Below are 15,485 nucleotides of genomic sequence, written 5' to 3' on the forward strand. Positions count from 1 at the left end.
ATACCCTCTTATAAAGCGGCTGCGCCACCGACAATTTCTGCTAGTTCTTGTGTAATTGCAGCTTGTCGGGCTTTGTTATAAGCCAATTGAAATTCTTTTATTAAATCACCTGCATTATCCGTTGCGCTTTTCATTGCAATCATTTTTGCAGCTTGCTCACAGGCAACGTTTTCTACAACCGCCTGATAAACCTGTAATTCAATATAACGTTCTAATAAATCATCGAGTAAGTCCTTTGCATCAGGTTCATAGATGTAATCCCAATGATGCCCCATTGAACTGGTATCTTCTTCTGATTTTGGTAATGGTAACAATTGTTTAACCAATGGCTTTTGAGTCATGGTATTAACAAACTCGTTATACACAATATGCAAGGAATCAATAGTGCCATTGTAATAAGCATCTAACATGACTTTTACAATACCAATAAATTCATTGATGCCTGGCGTATCTCCGAGATGTTCAACGGATCCCAGGATGTTTCCACCAACTCTTTTGAAAAAAGCCTGGCCTTTACGACCGATTACAGCAACATCAACTTCATTACCTTGCTCTTTCCAGTTACGAATGTTTCGAATGGCTTCCCTGAGCAGGTTAGCATTCAAACCACCACATAGTCCTCTATCTGTTGTTACGACGATTATACCGATACGTTTTATTTCTCGTTCCGTCATAAAAGGATGTCTGTATTCGGAGTTTGCACGAGCGATATGCTTCACGACATCATATATTTTATTGGCATAAGGTTTAGATGCACGCATTCTATCCTGCGTTTTTCTCATTTTACTTGCTGCCACCATTTCCATCGCACGAGTAATTTTACGAGTTTTATTGATACTCGAAATTTTCGAACGGATTTCTTTTGCTCCAGCCATATGTTACTTCGCCTTTAATTGATTTATAGGTCATTACATGAATTGTAATGACCTGTATACCTATTGGAATCACTTCCATGAGATATTAAATTACCAACTAGCCGTACGTTTAAACTCATCAACTGCTTTAGTTAATTTGGCTTCAATCTCATTATCATATCCGCCTGCTTCGTTAATTGCATGCAACAAGGCAGCATGAGTACTGCGCATGTAATCATGTAATGACGATTCAAAGGAACTGATTTCACTAACTGGAACATCATCGAGGTATCCTTTTTCCACAACGAATAAAGATATACCCATTTCAGCTACAGTAAAGGGAGAATATTGCTTTTGCTTCATTAACTCAGTAATACGTTGACCACGTTCCAATTGTTTACGAGTTGCGTCATCAAGGTCAGATGCAAACTGAGAAAATGCTTCCAGCTCACGGAATTGCGCTAGTGCAAGACGAGTTCCTCCACCCAGCTTTTTCATAATTTTGGTCTGAGCAGCACCACCAACCCGTGATACAGACAAGCCAGAGTTAATTGCAGGTCTTACGCCTGAGTTGAATAAGTCCACATCCAGGAATATCTGACCGTCAGTAATGGATATCACGTTTGTCGGAACGAAAGCAGATACGTCACCCGCTTGAGTTTCAATGATCGGCAGAGCAGTAAGCGAACCGGTTTTACCTTTTACTTCGCCATTTGTTAATTTTTCTACTTCTTCAGCGTTAATACGTGCTGCACGCTCCAGTAAGCGTGAATGCAAATAGAAAATATCTCCAGGATACGCTTCACGACCTGGTGGTCTACGCAGCAGTAATGAAATTTGGCGATATGCCCATGCTTGTTTGGTTAAATCATCGTATACAATCAATGCATCTTCACCGCGTTCCATGAAATATTCACCCATGGAACAACCAGAGTATGGAGCAATAAACTGTAACGCAGCAGAGTCGGAAGCCCCTGCAACGACGACTATGGTATGCTCCAAAGCACCGTGTTCTTCCAGCTTGCGTACAATAGACGCAACAGAAGAAGCTTTTTGTCCGATAGCAACATACACGCACTTAACGCCAGTGCCCTTCTGGTTAATAATGGCATCAATGGCAATTGCTGTTTTACCTGTCTGACGGTCACCGATGATCAGCTCACGCTGTCCTCGTCCTACAGGAATCATCGCATCGATAGCCTTTAGGCCTGTTTGAACAGGTTGATCTACTGATTTACGAGAAATCACACCAGGAGCAACTTTTTCAATAGGGGACATGCCAGCAGCATCAATTGGACCCTTACCGTCTATTGGATTACCCAATGCATCAACAACACGACCTAAAAGTCCTTTACCTACAGGAACTTCCAGAATACGACCAGTGCATTTACCTTTTTGACCTTCTGCAAGAGTTGATGAATCACCCAGAATTACAGCACCTACTGAGTCTCTTTCAAGGTTAAGAGCCAGGCCATATACTCCGCCAGGGAATTCTATCATTTCACCAGCCATTGCATCAGCAAGACCGTGTAAGCGAACGATACCGTCTTTTAAACTAACAACAGTTCCTTCATTACGAGCTTCGGAAACCACGCTGAACTGATCAATTTTCTTTCTGATTAATTCGCTGATTTCTGAAGGATTTAAAGCTACTTGTTCTGACATGGAAACTATCCTCTATATTAAGCGGCCAAACCGGTGCCAAGCTTATTAAGCTTGCCCCGGACTGAACCATCGATAACTAAATCGCCTGCCCGAATAACTGCACCACCAAGCAAGGAGGGATCAATACTTATTCTTAATGACACTTTGCGCTGTAATCGATTGCTTAGCGATTCAATCAACTGTTGTTGTTGCGCGGGGGATACTTCAGAGAAACTGATGACATCTACACCCAGTGTCTTTTCTTGTTCTGCTCTATGCACTTCATAAAGAGCTTTAATTTCCGGCAACAGCATTAACCGCTTATTAGCAGCTAATAACGCAATAAGATTATTTAATGACTTATCGTCTTTTACTTTTTCTTTGCAAACCGTTTGTAGCAACTCAATTTGTTGCGCATCAGTTGAACTGGGATTTGCAATAAATTGTGATGCCTGTGGAGTTAATACTGCTTGTGCAAGAATCATTAAGTACTCAGACCACTCAGCTAATTTTTTTTCTGCTAACGCATGTTCAAAAATTGCTTTTGCATAGGGTCTGGCTATAGTGGTGCTATCAGACATTTCAAATCTCTTCTATCAAGTTATCTAACAGTGCGCTGTTCGCTTTCGCGTCTACTTCACGCATTAGAATTTTTTCAGCGCCTGAAATGGCCAGTCGGGCAACTTGTTTGCGAAGCTCTTCTTTGGCGTGGTTCACTTGTTGTGTGAGCTGCTCTTGAGCGAGTTTTGCCTGAATCTGTGCTTCACGCTTGGCTGCTTCCTTTGCTTCTTCAATAATTTGGGAAGCGCGCTTATTGGCTTTGTCGATGATATCGGCAGATTGTGCTTTGGCTTGTTTCAGCTCATCTTTAACACGATGTTGAGCCAACTCAAGCTCTTTACGACCACGCTCAGCGGCAGACAGTCCGTCAGCAATCTTTTCTTGTCTCTCTTCCAAAGCTTTGGCTAAAGGAGGCCAAACTAATTTCATGGTAAACAGAACAAAGGCTGCAAATACCAGCATTTGTACTACTAATGTCAAATTAATATCCAAAGTAATATCTCCTGTAACAATTAGGGCGCTGTGGCGCCCTGTTCATGAGTTATCAAGAACCCAGGTTGCTAAGGAAAGGGTTTGCGAAGGTAAAGAACAGTGCGATACCAACACCAATCATTGTAACCGCATCCAGCAGACCTGCTACGATAAACATTTTCACCTGCAGCATAGGAACCATTTCTGGTTGACGCGCTGAACCTTCAAGGAATTTGCCGCCTAACAAACCAAATCCTATTGCTGTGCCCAATGCACCCAAACCGATTAACAACGCAACCGCAATAACGGTCATACTTTGAACTTGTGCTATTAATTCAACAGCTTGCATATTTATCCCCTTTACAATGGATGATGATAATTAAATTGGTTAATGTTCTTCGTGTGCCAGACTGAGATAAACGATAGTCAGGACCATGAAAATAAATGCTTGCAACGTGATTACCAGAATATGGAATATTGACCAGGCTAATGCCAATAAAAACTGGGCAAAACCTAAAGTCGCTGTTCCAATCAGTGAATTTGAAGCGGCATTTAAGGTGAGTAACGCTATCAAAATAAATATTAATTCGCCAGCATATAAATTTCCAAATAACCGCAGTGCCAAAGAAATAGGTTTGGCAATTAAGCCCACCAATTCCAGCAATAAATTAAAAGGAATAAACAGCGGATGATTAAAAGGCTGTAAGGTCAACTCTTTGATAAACCCTTTAGCACCTTTTATTTTGATACTGTAGAAAATAATTAACAAAAAGACAGAAATAGACAGACCAAAGGTCAAGTTCAAATCATTTGTTGGTACTACCTTGAGGTAGTGTACTCCGCTCATTTGTGCAATAAACGGTAAAATATCGACCGGCACTATATCCATGAAGTTCATAAAGAACACCCATAAAAATATCGTAAGTGCCAATGGGCCTATCAAATTATTTTTACCGTGAAAACAATCTTTTACCTGGTTATCTGCAAATTCGAGCATTATCTCAGCAAAATTTTGCAGCTTTCCTGGAACACCTGTTGTAACTCTTCGCGCCCCAAAATACATCAAGGCGGCAACAACAATGCCGGAAAACAAAGAAAAGAATAATGTATCAAGGTTCAACGTCCAAAAACCACCGTCTGAACCCAACTTCATATCGCTCACATTATAAGTGAGGTATGTTAAATGATGCTTGATATAATTTGTGCTAGATACCATTTCAGTCACTTTCTGGCCTATTCTGTTTATTGACAATTATCCATGGGGCAAACCAATGCGTCATGAGTACCAAAATATACGATGTAAAAAATGCTAACGGTGTAATTCTAAAAAATACAAATACCGCTGTGAACAGGAACATGGACAAAATTATCTTGACTGCTTCACCCTTATAAAAGCTATTCACTATTTGCTTCGCGGCTCGAGCACCTTGATGCTTGAATAATTTACTTGCAAAATAGGCATTAGGAATGATGCAGACCAGTCCACCAAGTACCGCCGAACCTGCCGCTTTAATGTTAAATACAATTGCGCAAAGGACAGCAATGACCAATGTTATGCCAAGCTGTACCAGCCACAATCGCATGATTCCGCGCTTATTCAGCTGTTTGTTCACATATTCACCTAACTTTCACCGCGCGAATTATAAATCAATCAACTGTAATAATCAACGGCGATATTGAATTTTTCGAGCTATAATAAAAGCGTAGGGCTTAGCATTGTGTTCTTGCTAAGTAGATTTATTTAAACCTCGCCAAAGGAATAAAATATGTCTGATAAAATACAACATACTGCAGCAGGTCTGCATGAAAAAATGATTCATCGTTACAGCGATGGATTAGACCATAAACACAACAAAAGTCATTTGCTCTATCGACGCCACTGTAAATCACACCCATGTGTTCCTAGAAATGGAAATGCTGAAGAATCAGAAACAAATGGTTCAACAGGACTAATTCGTGAATTTAAATTAAGAAAAATGCGTAAACGACTGGATAAAGGACGAATCCATTGATACAGTATAACTTATCCTCCCAGGTTAGCCACTTCCTGGATTGGACGTGCAGCTGATGGCCTGATTTTATCAGGCCATATTATTCAAAAAACCTTTTAAAATCATTAAAAATCAATCACTTAACTAGATGCGTCGGTTGATACGTGAAATACTTAAGCAATTTAACCACACGTTCAACTCCCGTAGTGTACCTGGCTATTTTAATAACCTTAGCTGCCTGATCCGGCTTGACATCACCCATTAAATAAACAGTGCGATCGGAAGTTATTATTTTAAATGCATTGGGATCAATAGAGTCATCAGCAAATATCTGGCTGCGAATTTTCGCAGTGATCCAACTGTCTTGAACGCTGTTAGAAGAAACCTGACGGACATTAACCTCATTAAACAATCGTCGGTACTGTTTTATTTGAGCTAAACGCAATTTTAATTCTTCAAATAATTCATCGTTAGGCACATGGCCTGCGATTAGTATGTCCCCATTGAACGCAGCAATATCAAGAACACAGCTGGAATTATTAAATGTTCTGTTAACAGCCAAAACCCTGTTTACTTCAGCCAACAAGTTATAATCGTTTAATTTTTTGTATACATCATGCCTGTCGTAAAGCAAAGAGGCACCAGTCCATACAGTGCTTATGCAGCCAGACAAAACGCATGCCATGATCAGTAACACTAGTATAAAACGTCCCTGTTTTATCATTTTATCGAATGTATTGGAAAATTTTCACGACTTTTCTTACACCGTTTATCCGACGGGCTACATCAACCGCTAAGGATGCTTGCTCTGGTGTAACGATCCCCATTAAATAAACAACGCCATTTTCAGTTACTATACGAATCGAACCAGATTCCAGCCCTTTTTTGGTTAACATATTGCTTCTAACCTGACCGGTAATCAAAGAATCTTTTGATCTTTGGGACATTGAGAGGGGATTATCCACCGTGATTTCATCATATACTCGTTTTACCCCAGGGGTATTCTGGGCTACTCTCTCAGCCACAACTCGCAAAGAAGCAGTAGGTGTTTGGCCAACCAACAAGACTACTCGATTAAAGCTGGTCACTAAAATTCGTGAATGTCTAAATTGAGGGTCTGCAACAATACCTTTATGTATCACATGAAACAGGCGTGCATCTGCTTCCATTGTCGTTACACTGCGTCTGTCATAGACCATTCCTGCAGCAGCACCTGCCACAACAGCGACGACGCAGCCCGTTAGCATAGTACTTACCAATAAAACAACTATTGATTTTAATCTGGAGTTTATGTTCATTTTTTTTATCCTAAAACCTGACCAAATAAAGACTGATCAATTAAATCACAAAAACAATGTAATATGAACAAGTGAAGTTCTCTTATACGCGCAGCGCTATCTGAAGCCACTCGCAGCTCAATATCCTCTGGCCCCAGATGATTGGCCAAAACGCCGCCATCTCTTCCACTTAGTGCAATAGTATCCATTCCTCGTTCATTGGCTGCATGCAATGCATGCAGCATGCTATCGGAATTACCTGAAGTAGTTAGTAACAACAAAACATCCTGTTCATGGCCCAGAGCCTGAATCTGTCTTGCGAACACTTGACCGTAATGATGCTCATTTGCAAACGATCCAAGACATGTTGCATCAGAGCTTAAATTAATTACAGGTAAAGAAGGCCTTTCCACCTCAAAATGGTTCAACATAGCGCTGGTAAAATGCATGCAATTCGCGCTGGATCCCCCACTGCCACACACAAATATAGTTCCATCAGCCAGCAGGCAATTCACCAATCGTTGTCCTGCTTTTGCAATAGTATCCGATAAAGCGTCTGCAACGGCGATTTTTGTTTCAATATTCACACCAAAAAGATGTCTTACTCTTTCTTCCAGTTGAACCATTTTATAAACCTTTTTATGTTCAATAATCTGCGTTAAATGCGTCTTTAATCCAGGTAATATCCCCAGAATTCCCGTCAATACTTATGACATCAAAGCGTATTGGATTACGCTCCTGGATTTTATGTTTCAGCAAATAATGCGACGTTGTTTTTATTATTTTTTGGCGCTTTGCATAAGTAACACTGGCAAACCCATCTCCAAATTTTATATTTGAACGACAGCGTACCTCAATAAATACGAGATAATTTCCTTCTCGCATAATTAAATCAATTTCACCTGAACGGCAATAATAATTTTGGCACACCAGCTTAAGGCCTTGTTCCAGCAAGTACTTTAATGCCTTTTGTTCCGCAACACGGCCTGAGTGAACAGTGTTCAATTGGCTATCCTTCTGAATTCATCATTCAATTTAAACAGTACTGCCTAATGAATGTGCCAGGCCTTGTCTAAATTGCCCCCACTCCAGAACACGCGCAACCTGCTGTGAAGGTTTCAAATAGAGAGTACCGTTTGATTCCATAGAACCATCCGCGGGAAATAAAATTAACTGATTTATTTGAGTAGCTAATGCATAACTGTCCATACCCAGGGCATACAACCTATTATAACTATTAAATTGCTCTGGCCAATTTTTCGTCCCCATCTGATGTGAAAATACCCAGGGGATGTCGCAAAAAATGACCCCATCCAAATCTTTATCTTTTAAAGCATTGGCATTGCCGCCATAAACACTTGATGTAGCAAAGACCGGTACATCACCTGCATAATAATATTTTAACAAGGGCATAATTTGACGCGCCTTTGATGGATAGGCTAATAAAAAGATCATATCAAAGTCTTGTCTACGGCTTGGCAAGGATTGTAGATTATGACCCAAAACCTGCTTTAATTGTTTTTCTCTTGCCTGACTTTCAGAGATTTTTAAAAAATCCTTCATTTTCTTGTTCATATCATCATTGGTGCCATATAAAAAGGTATCAACAATTCTGCCACCATTATTCGTCCATTGATTAACAAATGCCTTGGTCACATCATTGCCCCAGTCGTTTTGGGGTGCAATGACTAAAGCCCTGCGGTAACCCTTACTTCGCGCTTTACTTGCCACCTGGCTGGCTTCATTAGCAGGAGACAGACCAAAAAGATAAGAGTTATCCTGTACGCTGGCGTCTGAATCATTCAAAAGTAAAGTAGGGACAGGATGGTTCAGCACAGCTACAGCAGCTACCTGATTTTTAGTCAATGGACCAACAACATATTCTGCACCGTCATCAATAGCTTTTTGATACAGTTCGGTGATTTCCCCTTGAGCTGTATCATAAGTTTTTATCTGAGTTGTCTCCTCACCATTATTGCTCTTATAAGCAGCCATAAATCCTTCGCGTATTGCTTTACCAGGACCAGAAAGTGGCCCACTTAATGGGAGTAATAATGCTATATTTTTAGGTTTGGCAATCATTTTGTCAGCAATACTGTCCAAGGGGTTGGGAAGAATATTATTCGCGGGATGATTATCATAACGAGATTGCCATTGATCCAGGGCAGCAAGCAATGATTTAGGATTGTCTCGATATTTACGCGAAATAACAGCTAACTGGAGCCATCCTTGTAATTCAGACTTATCAGCAGCTTCTGCAGCCATCGCATTTAATTCAGGTTGAGGCAAGTTAATTAAAGTAAACCAGAGCGTTCTTCTGTTGTTAACCTGCTGCTCCTGCTCCGTCAATAAGGACTCCAGTTTTATTCGTTCCATTACCGACTCTATTTGATTGCCTGTAGAGCGATAGGATTGAGCCAACAGCTCATGCAATTGAATTTGATTGTAATGCGAAAGGCTATCTGAGTCTTTTATAGTTGCCAATTTAACCAAAGCTGATTTGGGTTGATCCCGGATTACATCTATTTTCGCTAATAGCAGGTTTTTTTCATTCAATTGATCATCAGTTAATTCATTTGTTTGTGCTAAAATGGCCAAACCTTGTCGCCATTGGCCCTCAGATATCATACGACCTGCAGCGGCTAATAATAGACTTTGTTTTTTGGAACCTTCTTCATTTTTTGCTAATGCAAGATAGGTCGCAGTAGGCATACTGTAAGGATCTTTAACTTTTTTGTGAACGGTGGTCACTACAGGCTCAGATGAATTAACGGTTTGAGTGCATTGACACAGCAAAAATGTTGAGACCAGTAATAAAAAAATACGAACATTAAATAATTTTAGAAACATATTCATTCGCCAAATACGCAATAACCGAAGAGGATAAACTATGACAAACTCTCTAGCAACAGGCATAGGAACTCTCTATATAGTTGCGACTCCGATTGGAAACCGTGATGACATCAGTTTCAGGGCGCTTAATATTTTAAAATCAGTCGATCTAATCCTTGCTGAAGATACCAGGCACTCCATACAATTACTCACTGCGCTGGGAATAAAAAATAATTTAACTTCTCTGCACGCCCATAATGAAAGTGATAAAAGTAAGCAAATCATTGAACAAATCCTCAATGGAACTACGGTTGCTCTAATCAGTGATGCAGGAACACCTTTAATCAGCGATCCTGGATATCCTTTAGTAAAACTTGCTCGTGAACATTTAATTCCTGTTACCCCAATTCCAGGACCAAGTGCCTTAATTACAGCTCTAAGTGCAGCAGGAGTACCCTGCGATTCCTTCATCTTTTCAGGTTTTCTTCCAGCAAAGCACGCTGCTCGAATAAGCAAACTCGAATCACTACAAAATGAACCTCATACGCTTATTTTTTATGAGTCAACACACAGAATTCTGGAGTGCATTGATGATATTTCAAAGACCTACGGTCCAGAGTGTGAGCTGGTTCTGGCGAAAGAACTGACTAAAACATATGAGCGATTTATTACAGGTACAGTGTCTGAAGTCAAACAATGGTTATTAGCAGATACAGGCCATACAAAAGGAGAATTTGTATTAATAATACCTCCTCGCCCGGAGCGTGATTCTCTTCAATCGCATCAGGAGCTCCTTGCTGTTTTGTTACAAGAAGTACCTTTAAAACAAGCGGTATCCATAGCCTGTAAAATAACTAAAGCAAACAAAAACGAACTTTATGAAATGGCTTTAAAAATGAAAAAGTCATGAAGTCATTGTATTAGAGGCTGTTGGCAATTGCTCTAACCTCCTGAATGATGCGGCTTTGACCCTGTGCATTTAATAATGAGTTTACCAATACATTACCGCAGCAATTCTTAGCGTTTGAGCATGATTAATTATCTTCTTTCAAAACAAATTTTTTACCTAAAATTAATTTGCACGGCAATAAAAGTAACTACCCACGTTATCCCGAAGGTAGTGAGGGATCTCCTCTCGGGAGGCACAACTTTAAAGAATCAATTGATACAAGTCGTTCCAATCTGGGTTCAATGCATTAATCAAATCAAGCTTCTTTTTTCGTGACCAACCTTTAATTTGTTTCTCTCGTTCAATAGCCACAAGGGATACTTTCACAGGCTTCATAGTAAACAAGTCTATCCACGTTGTATTTTTTGGTGAATCCAGCCACCAATTTGTTTTTGTGTTCGTAGACGCGACGTATCAAATCATTGGTAACACCAGTGTACAAAACATTATTGTGTTTATTAGCCAATAGGTTGAAATTTATTCAACCATTGCAACTATTTGATGCTGAGACACTGTTGTTCCAATTTTTTATTGCTACTATCCCAAATTCGGCGAGCAAAACAGGAGAACCAGGAAATTATGAGACATTTAAGCAAATTACTCTCTAATAGACCTTTATGTCCTCACTTTCACTCATAATGCATGCAAAGAACCGCAAATGAGCTCAAAATGTCCGAAAATAACCAGCTCATGTCCTATTATGCCAAGCTGGATCAGAGGGCTATATCCTATAATTTAATTAGGTCAGACATAATAGAGTACAATGATGTCATCGCTAAAAAAACTCAGCTTTTTAATGGTATATTTACTCATTCCACTACCCATTATCGGCCTTCACCTTGGAGGATGGTACAGTTTTTTACCTTTCGCAGTAGTGTTTATCTTAATCCCTTTTGTTGACATTTTTATCAGAGATCCATCCAATCCATCAAGAGAACAAGAACATGAACTGATTAAAGACAGTTATTATAAATACATAACCTATGCCTATGTACCAGCTCAAATGATCATGCTTGTTTATGCTGCTTATGTAGTTAGCACTCATCATCTGTCATGGATTGAATGGCTTGGTTTTACCCTGTCGATAGGACTAATATCCGGTGGGGCAGGGATCAATTTAGCGCACGAATTGATGCATAAAAACAGCCGTACCCAACAAATTCTGAGTAAAACATTATTAGTATGCGTGTGTTATGGTCATTTTTTTATCGAACATGTCAAAGGGCATCACGTTCGGGTAGCTACCCCAGAAGATCCTGCAACGGCACAATTGGGAGAAAGCTTTTATCAATTCATACCCAAGACATTGATCGGCTCCTTTAAATCAGCCCTGCGTCTTGAAAAAAGACGCATGCTGCAGAAGGGATACGCATGCTGGAGTTTACATAATCATTTCTGGTGGATACTTTCAGTACCATTAATCATTGGTAGTCTGTGTTTGCTTCTCGGGGGATTTTCTACGTTGGCATTTTTTATAATACAATCATTCACCGCCATCATGACCCTTGAACTGGTAAATTATATTGAGCATTATGGTCTGGAAAGAAAAAAACTGGAAAACGGTCTTTATGAAAAAGTCAGTCCATATCACTCCTGGAATGCGAATCACTGGTTAACCAACGCCATATTATTTCATTTACAACGTCATTCAGATCACCATACCTATGGCGCTCGTCCTTATCAAATTTTACGCCATATGGAACAAAGCCCTCAACTTCCATCAGGATATCTGGGTATGATAGTTCTGGCGTTAATTCCCCCTCTCTGGAGTAGAATAATGGATAAGCGGGTTATTGAATTCAGAAGACAACTAAAACAAAAAGATAGGTGCCAATAATCACTACGATTTATTTTTCTTTTCTGCCATAGAATTTAATAGAGCCTTTCAATAAACTAATCCTGGATTATTTCAAAAATAAGGATTTTTTATGAAATATTTTTTAAGGAAGCATTGTTTTATTGGTTCTGTTTTGTTCTTTTCTTCATCATATGCGGCACATCATGGACATGTTACTATTGCCGATCCAATATTGGGCAACCGTGATATTATTTATGAACAAATTAATGAATTTGCGGTAGTTGAAGGGGATATTCTTATTGGAAAGGTAGCCCATTTAAAAGCTCAGGGGGCCATTATCACTCCAAAAGCAGGAGGCTCGCGTTGGCCTAATGGAGTTGTTCCTTATGAGGTAGCTGAAGATTTACCCTTTATGAACAAATTAGCCATCTATCAAGCAATCGATCATTGGCAAAAAAACACTCATCTGGAGTTTTTAGAGTTAAACTCTAAAAATCGCTACGAACACCGTGATTATATTTCATTCATCCATGCGGAAGGTACAACCTGTTCTTCATATGTAGGCAAAAAGGGAGGTAAACAGGAAATTAATCTGGCGCCACGGTGTACCACTATGAATACGGTACATGAAATTGGCCATGCTCTTGGTTTATGGCATGAACAATCACGAGCAGACAGAAACTCCTATGTGCGTATCGTATGGGAGAATATTGACGAGAAATACAAGCACAATTTTGAACAGCAATTAACCGACGGTAAAGATTTTGGTTATTATGATTATCAATCAATCATGCACTACGGTAGCTTTGCCTTTTCCAAAAATGGTGAAAAAACCATTATCCCATTAACTGATGGAGTAGAAATTGGGCAGCGAACCCACTTAAGTGAAAAAGATATCGCTGCCGTTAAAGCAATGTACCCTGAAGCTTAACTCTTGCCAGGAAGAAAACCCTGGTTTTCTTCCTCTCCGTCCATCAATTGGCGGGATGCAAGAGTGTCTTTATGTTGATCATAAGCATGGTAAAGTTCATATCCCAGATACATGGCTGTTAGGGCAATCGCCGCAGGCCAGCAAATCGCAAAAGTAGTTATCAATACCATAGGCATGATCGTATTTTTAGCCATATTAAAGATAAAATCATTACGAGCGGTTTCATATTCCTTATAAGCTACTGGAAGTTGCTTACCCGTTAATTGAGCTTGTTCCAAGTAGAGGCTTTTTTCTTTGTATTGTGAATAGGCTCCAGCTGAAAGATACATCGCTACGGCTACAGTACAAACAAAAAATGAAGCGAGCACCAGCATAGGAGGACTGACTAAAATTGCGACAGTAAATCCTGACATTAACACAGCAGCTGCAGCAGCTACAAAATAAAAGGTTGCTTCTTTAGTCCGCCAATTGATCTCAAGTTCCGATAACTGTTTATTGAGCATTTCAATATGCAAACGTCGTTGTTCATCTGTCAATTTCTTAAATAAATTTGGATTATTGTAATCGTCAATTTCCAAAAGATATTGAGATTTTTTAGTCAAATACTCCTCTTTGGCTAACTTACACTTATACAGTGCCATGCATACGTCAAAGGTCAGAAATACCGCCGTTAAATAGCCTGCGACAGGTCCTGAAATATTGAATAAATTATTAAAATTGGACAAACAGTTAACTGTTGCCCAAACCACGTCATTAGCAAAATTACAATGCCGTTTATAAAGCTCATTGGTAAACCGTTCAAAAGCGGTTGTAATTTCAGGAACATGACCCGTTTGGGCTGTAATCAATTCCTTAACATCATGAGCGTTTAAACGGATTGTGCTGTGTTCATTTAATTTACTCAGCAATTCATCTTTGAATTTATTGGGATCCTTAACGGTTAGCTTTAGGGGAGTTCCAATTTTAGGGACATAATATAACTGTACATTATCATGGTCTTCATCCCGAACCAGAATGTAACTGTTTCTGTAAGGCTCAATGCTGGCAGCACCAGGCAAATAATCCAGTTTGGTGACATCACAACCATTTTTTGCTCCTTTCTCCAATTCAGATGGAAAAAATGTATGCTTGATCAACAAACCACCATCAATCATCAATCGTATAAGAAAGAATCCTACACTAAAGAAATTAATGACGCCTACAGGCGCTTGAAAAACAGAAATAATCTTGTCTACATCTGTATGTGTACCGAGTAAAACATCCAGTTTTTCTATGAGATGCAAATCTTTTGCCATAGTCAAACCCTGAGTGAGTGTCATACGACAAAAGGCCCAGTAAATTCGACACAGATTCGCATACGCAACATAATCACGAATTTGCGATACATGAAAAGGGGAGTTCACCAAATTGCGAAAACTGCCAAGGTAAGAGTTGTATAGTGAATCAATAAAAGCCGCTTCTGAAGCTTTATGCTGTACTTTATTAATCAGGCGCTCTTTAATTTGTACCTTTATTTGAGCATATTCAGCTTGTTTTCCTGGTTGCAGGTAAGCACTATGAAAAGCTTCCAGCAAAGAGGCACAATAGTAACAATAGATCCAAAAAACTTCTTTTTTTTCATCATCTTGATTTTTTAAGATGTGAAACATTTCAGTAAATTCGGCTTCGAGCAAATGCTTATTCTGCAGTAAAAAACTGTATCCGATCGTTTCAGCGCGTTGATCAGTAGCTTTAAATTTTAATTGGAGAGTGTCAATGGAAGGAATTTCGGAGAAGAACTGATGTTTGTCCCTACGTACAGCTGCATTTTGCTTCGAATAAACCATGATAACAACTCTCAAAAATTATACAGGAAGTTTTATTTATAGTACGTTAACACTTGGTTTTGCATTTGACAAGTCTTTTTGTATTGTTTTTTGACACATTGTTTTGTGAGTTTCAGCAGTATGAAACGTTCATAAACGGGTGAATATTTAAGAATAAAGATGTAGGTTTTTAGAATTGAGGTGAACAGAAGAAAATCATTTTCTTGCTTGATTTCAGTATTTTATCCAATAAATCTCTGTACATGAAAAAATCCAGTCTTGCCCGCGCAAGCGGGCAACCATTTCAGGTTTGGCACTGAGATCAATTAAGATAACTCGCTGACAAAATGAAAATCATATAATCCCGAACGC

The 15,485-nt window shown here is 39.4% G+C and carries 17 protein-coding genes and 1 pseudogene; 4 read left to right on the plus strand and 14 right to left on the minus strand.

Annotation, left to right across the window (positions count from 1 at the left end):
* Positions 1-8 precede the first annotated feature (8 nt).
* From atpG to ELY21_RS00550, 7 genes are all read right to left on the minus strand, one after another.
* Positions 9-875 (minus strand): F0F1 ATP synthase subunit gamma, encoded by an 867-nt coding sequence (atpG, locus tag ELY21_RS00520; RefSeq protein WP_028382912.1) that lies wholly within the window; start codon positions 873-875, stop codon positions 9-11.
* 90 nt (positions 876-965) lie between these two features.
* A complete protein-coding gene (gene atpA / locus ELY21_RS00525; protein WP_028382913.1) occupies positions 966-2,519 on the minus strand; it encodes a F0F1 ATP synthase subunit alpha in 1,554 nt (517 codons plus the stop codon).
* A 17-nt stretch (positions 2,520-2,536) separates the two neighbouring features.
* Positions 2,537-3,079 carry a F0F1 ATP synthase subunit delta gene (locus ELY21_RS00530; protein ID WP_127105883.1) on the minus strand — a complete coding sequence of 181 codons (543 nt, stop codon included), beginning with the start codon at positions 3,077-3,079 and terminating at the stop codon, positions 2,537-2,539.
* A 1-nt stretch (position 3,080) separates the two neighbouring features.
* Positions 3,081-3,551 (minus strand): F0F1 ATP synthase subunit B, encoded by a 471-nt coding sequence (locus ELY21_RS00535; protein ID WP_028382915.1) that lies wholly within the window; start codon positions 3,549-3,551, stop codon positions 3,081-3,083.
* A 52-nt stretch (positions 3,552-3,603) separates the two neighbouring features.
* Positions 3,604-3,879: a F0F1 ATP synthase subunit C gene (gene atpE, locus ELY21_RS00540; RefSeq protein WP_028382916.1), complete on the minus strand. Its 276-nt coding sequence runs from the start codon at positions 3,877-3,879 to the stop codon at positions 3,604-3,606.
* A 39-nt stretch (positions 3,880-3,918) separates the two neighbouring features.
* Positions 3,919-4,746 (minus strand): F0F1 ATP synthase subunit A, encoded by an 828-nt coding sequence (gene atpB, locus ELY21_RS00545; protein ID WP_127105885.1) that lies wholly within the window; start codon positions 4,744-4,746, stop codon positions 3,919-3,921.
* Position 4,747: 1 nt separating this feature from the next.
* Complete coding sequence (locus tag ELY21_RS00550; RefSeq protein WP_028382918.1) at positions 4,748-5,143, minus strand: F0F1 ATP synthase subunit I; 396 nt, start codon at positions 5,141-5,143, stop codon at positions 4,748-4,750.
* A 153-nt stretch (positions 5,144-5,296) separates the two neighbouring features.
* Between ELY21_RS00550 and ELY21_RS00555 the strand changes: the two genes are divergently transcribed.
* Positions 5,297-5,542, plus strand: a complete 246-nt coding sequence (locus ELY21_RS00555) for a hypothetical protein (protein WP_127105887.1) — start codon at positions 5,297-5,299, stop codon at positions 5,540-5,542.
* Between the two features lie 115 nt (positions 5,543-5,657).
* Here ELY21_RS00555 and ELY21_RS00560 read toward each other — a convergent pair whose 3' ends face one another.
* From ELY21_RS00560 to ELY21_RS00580, 5 genes are read right to left on the minus strand one after another with little or no spacing between them, the layout of a single operon-like run.
* On the minus strand, positions 5,658-6,245 hold the full coding sequence (locus ELY21_RS00560; RefSeq protein ID WP_127105889.1) for a BON domain-containing protein: 588 nt from the start codon (positions 6,243-6,245) through the stop codon (positions 5,658-5,660).
* A 1-nt stretch (position 6,246) separates the two neighbouring features.
* Entirely contained in the window at positions 6,247-6,819 is a 573-nt protein-coding gene (locus ELY21_RS00565) for a BON domain-containing protein (RefSeq protein WP_028382921.1), read from the minus strand.
* A 5-nt stretch (positions 6,820-6,824) separates the two neighbouring features.
* Positions 6,825-7,424, minus strand: coding sequence for an SIS domain-containing protein (locus ELY21_RS00570; protein ID WP_127105890.1), 600 nt, complete (start codon positions 7,422-7,424; stop codon positions 6,825-6,827).
* A gap of 19 nt (positions 7,425-7,443) precedes the next feature.
* Entirely contained in the window at positions 7,444-7,803 is a 360-nt protein-coding gene (locus ELY21_RS00575; RefSeq protein WP_127105892.1) for a YraN family protein, read from the minus strand.
* 30 nt (positions 7,804-7,833) lie between these two features.
* On the minus strand, positions 7,834-9,648 hold the full coding sequence (locus ELY21_RS00580; RefSeq protein ID WP_127105894.1) for a penicillin-binding protein activator: 1,815 nt from the start codon (positions 9,646-9,648) through the stop codon (positions 7,834-7,836).
* Between the two features lie 40 nt (positions 9,649-9,688).
* On the opposite strand from ELY21_RS00580, the gene rsmI reads away from it, so the two are divergent.
* Complete coding sequence (gene rsmI / locus ELY21_RS00585) at positions 9,689-10,540, plus strand: 16S rRNA (cytidine(1402)-2'-O)-methyltransferase (protein WP_127105897.1); 852 nt, start codon at positions 9,689-9,691, stop codon at positions 10,538-10,540.
* Positions 10,541-10,780: 240 nt separating this feature from the next.
* Here the strand turns inward: rsmI and ELY21_RS00590 are convergent.
* Positions 10,781-11,060 (minus strand): annotated as a pseudogene (locus ELY21_RS00590) (GIY-YIG nuclease family protein).
* A gap of 285 nt (positions 11,061-11,345) precedes the next feature.
* Between ELY21_RS00590 and ELY21_RS00595 the strand changes: the two are divergent.
* Together ELY21_RS00595 and legP are read left to right on the plus strand one after the other, a co-directional pair.
* Positions 11,346-12,416, plus strand: coding sequence for an alkane 1-monooxygenase (locus ELY21_RS00595; protein WP_127106174.1), 1,071 nt, complete (start codon positions 11,346-11,348; stop codon positions 12,414-12,416).
* A gap of 91 nt (positions 12,417-12,507) precedes the next feature.
* Entirely contained in the window at positions 12,508-13,308 is an 801-nt protein-coding gene (gene legP, locus ELY21_RS00600) for a Dot/Icm T4SS effector Zinc-dependent metalloprotease LegP (protein WP_127105899.1), read from the plus strand.
* Here the strand turns inward: legP and ELY21_RS00605 are convergent.
* A complete protein-coding gene (locus ELY21_RS00605) occupies positions 13,305-15,134 on the minus strand; it encodes a hypothetical protein (protein ID WP_127105901.1) in 1,830 nt (609 codons plus the stop codon). The genes legP and ELY21_RS00605 overlap by 4 nt on opposite strands.
* Between the last annotated feature and the right edge of the window lie 351 nt (positions 15,135-15,485).

Source organism: Legionella sp. km535, assembly GCF_003990085.1.
GTDB lineage: Bacteria > Pseudomonadota > Gammaproteobacteria > Legionellales > Legionellaceae > Legionella > Legionella moravica.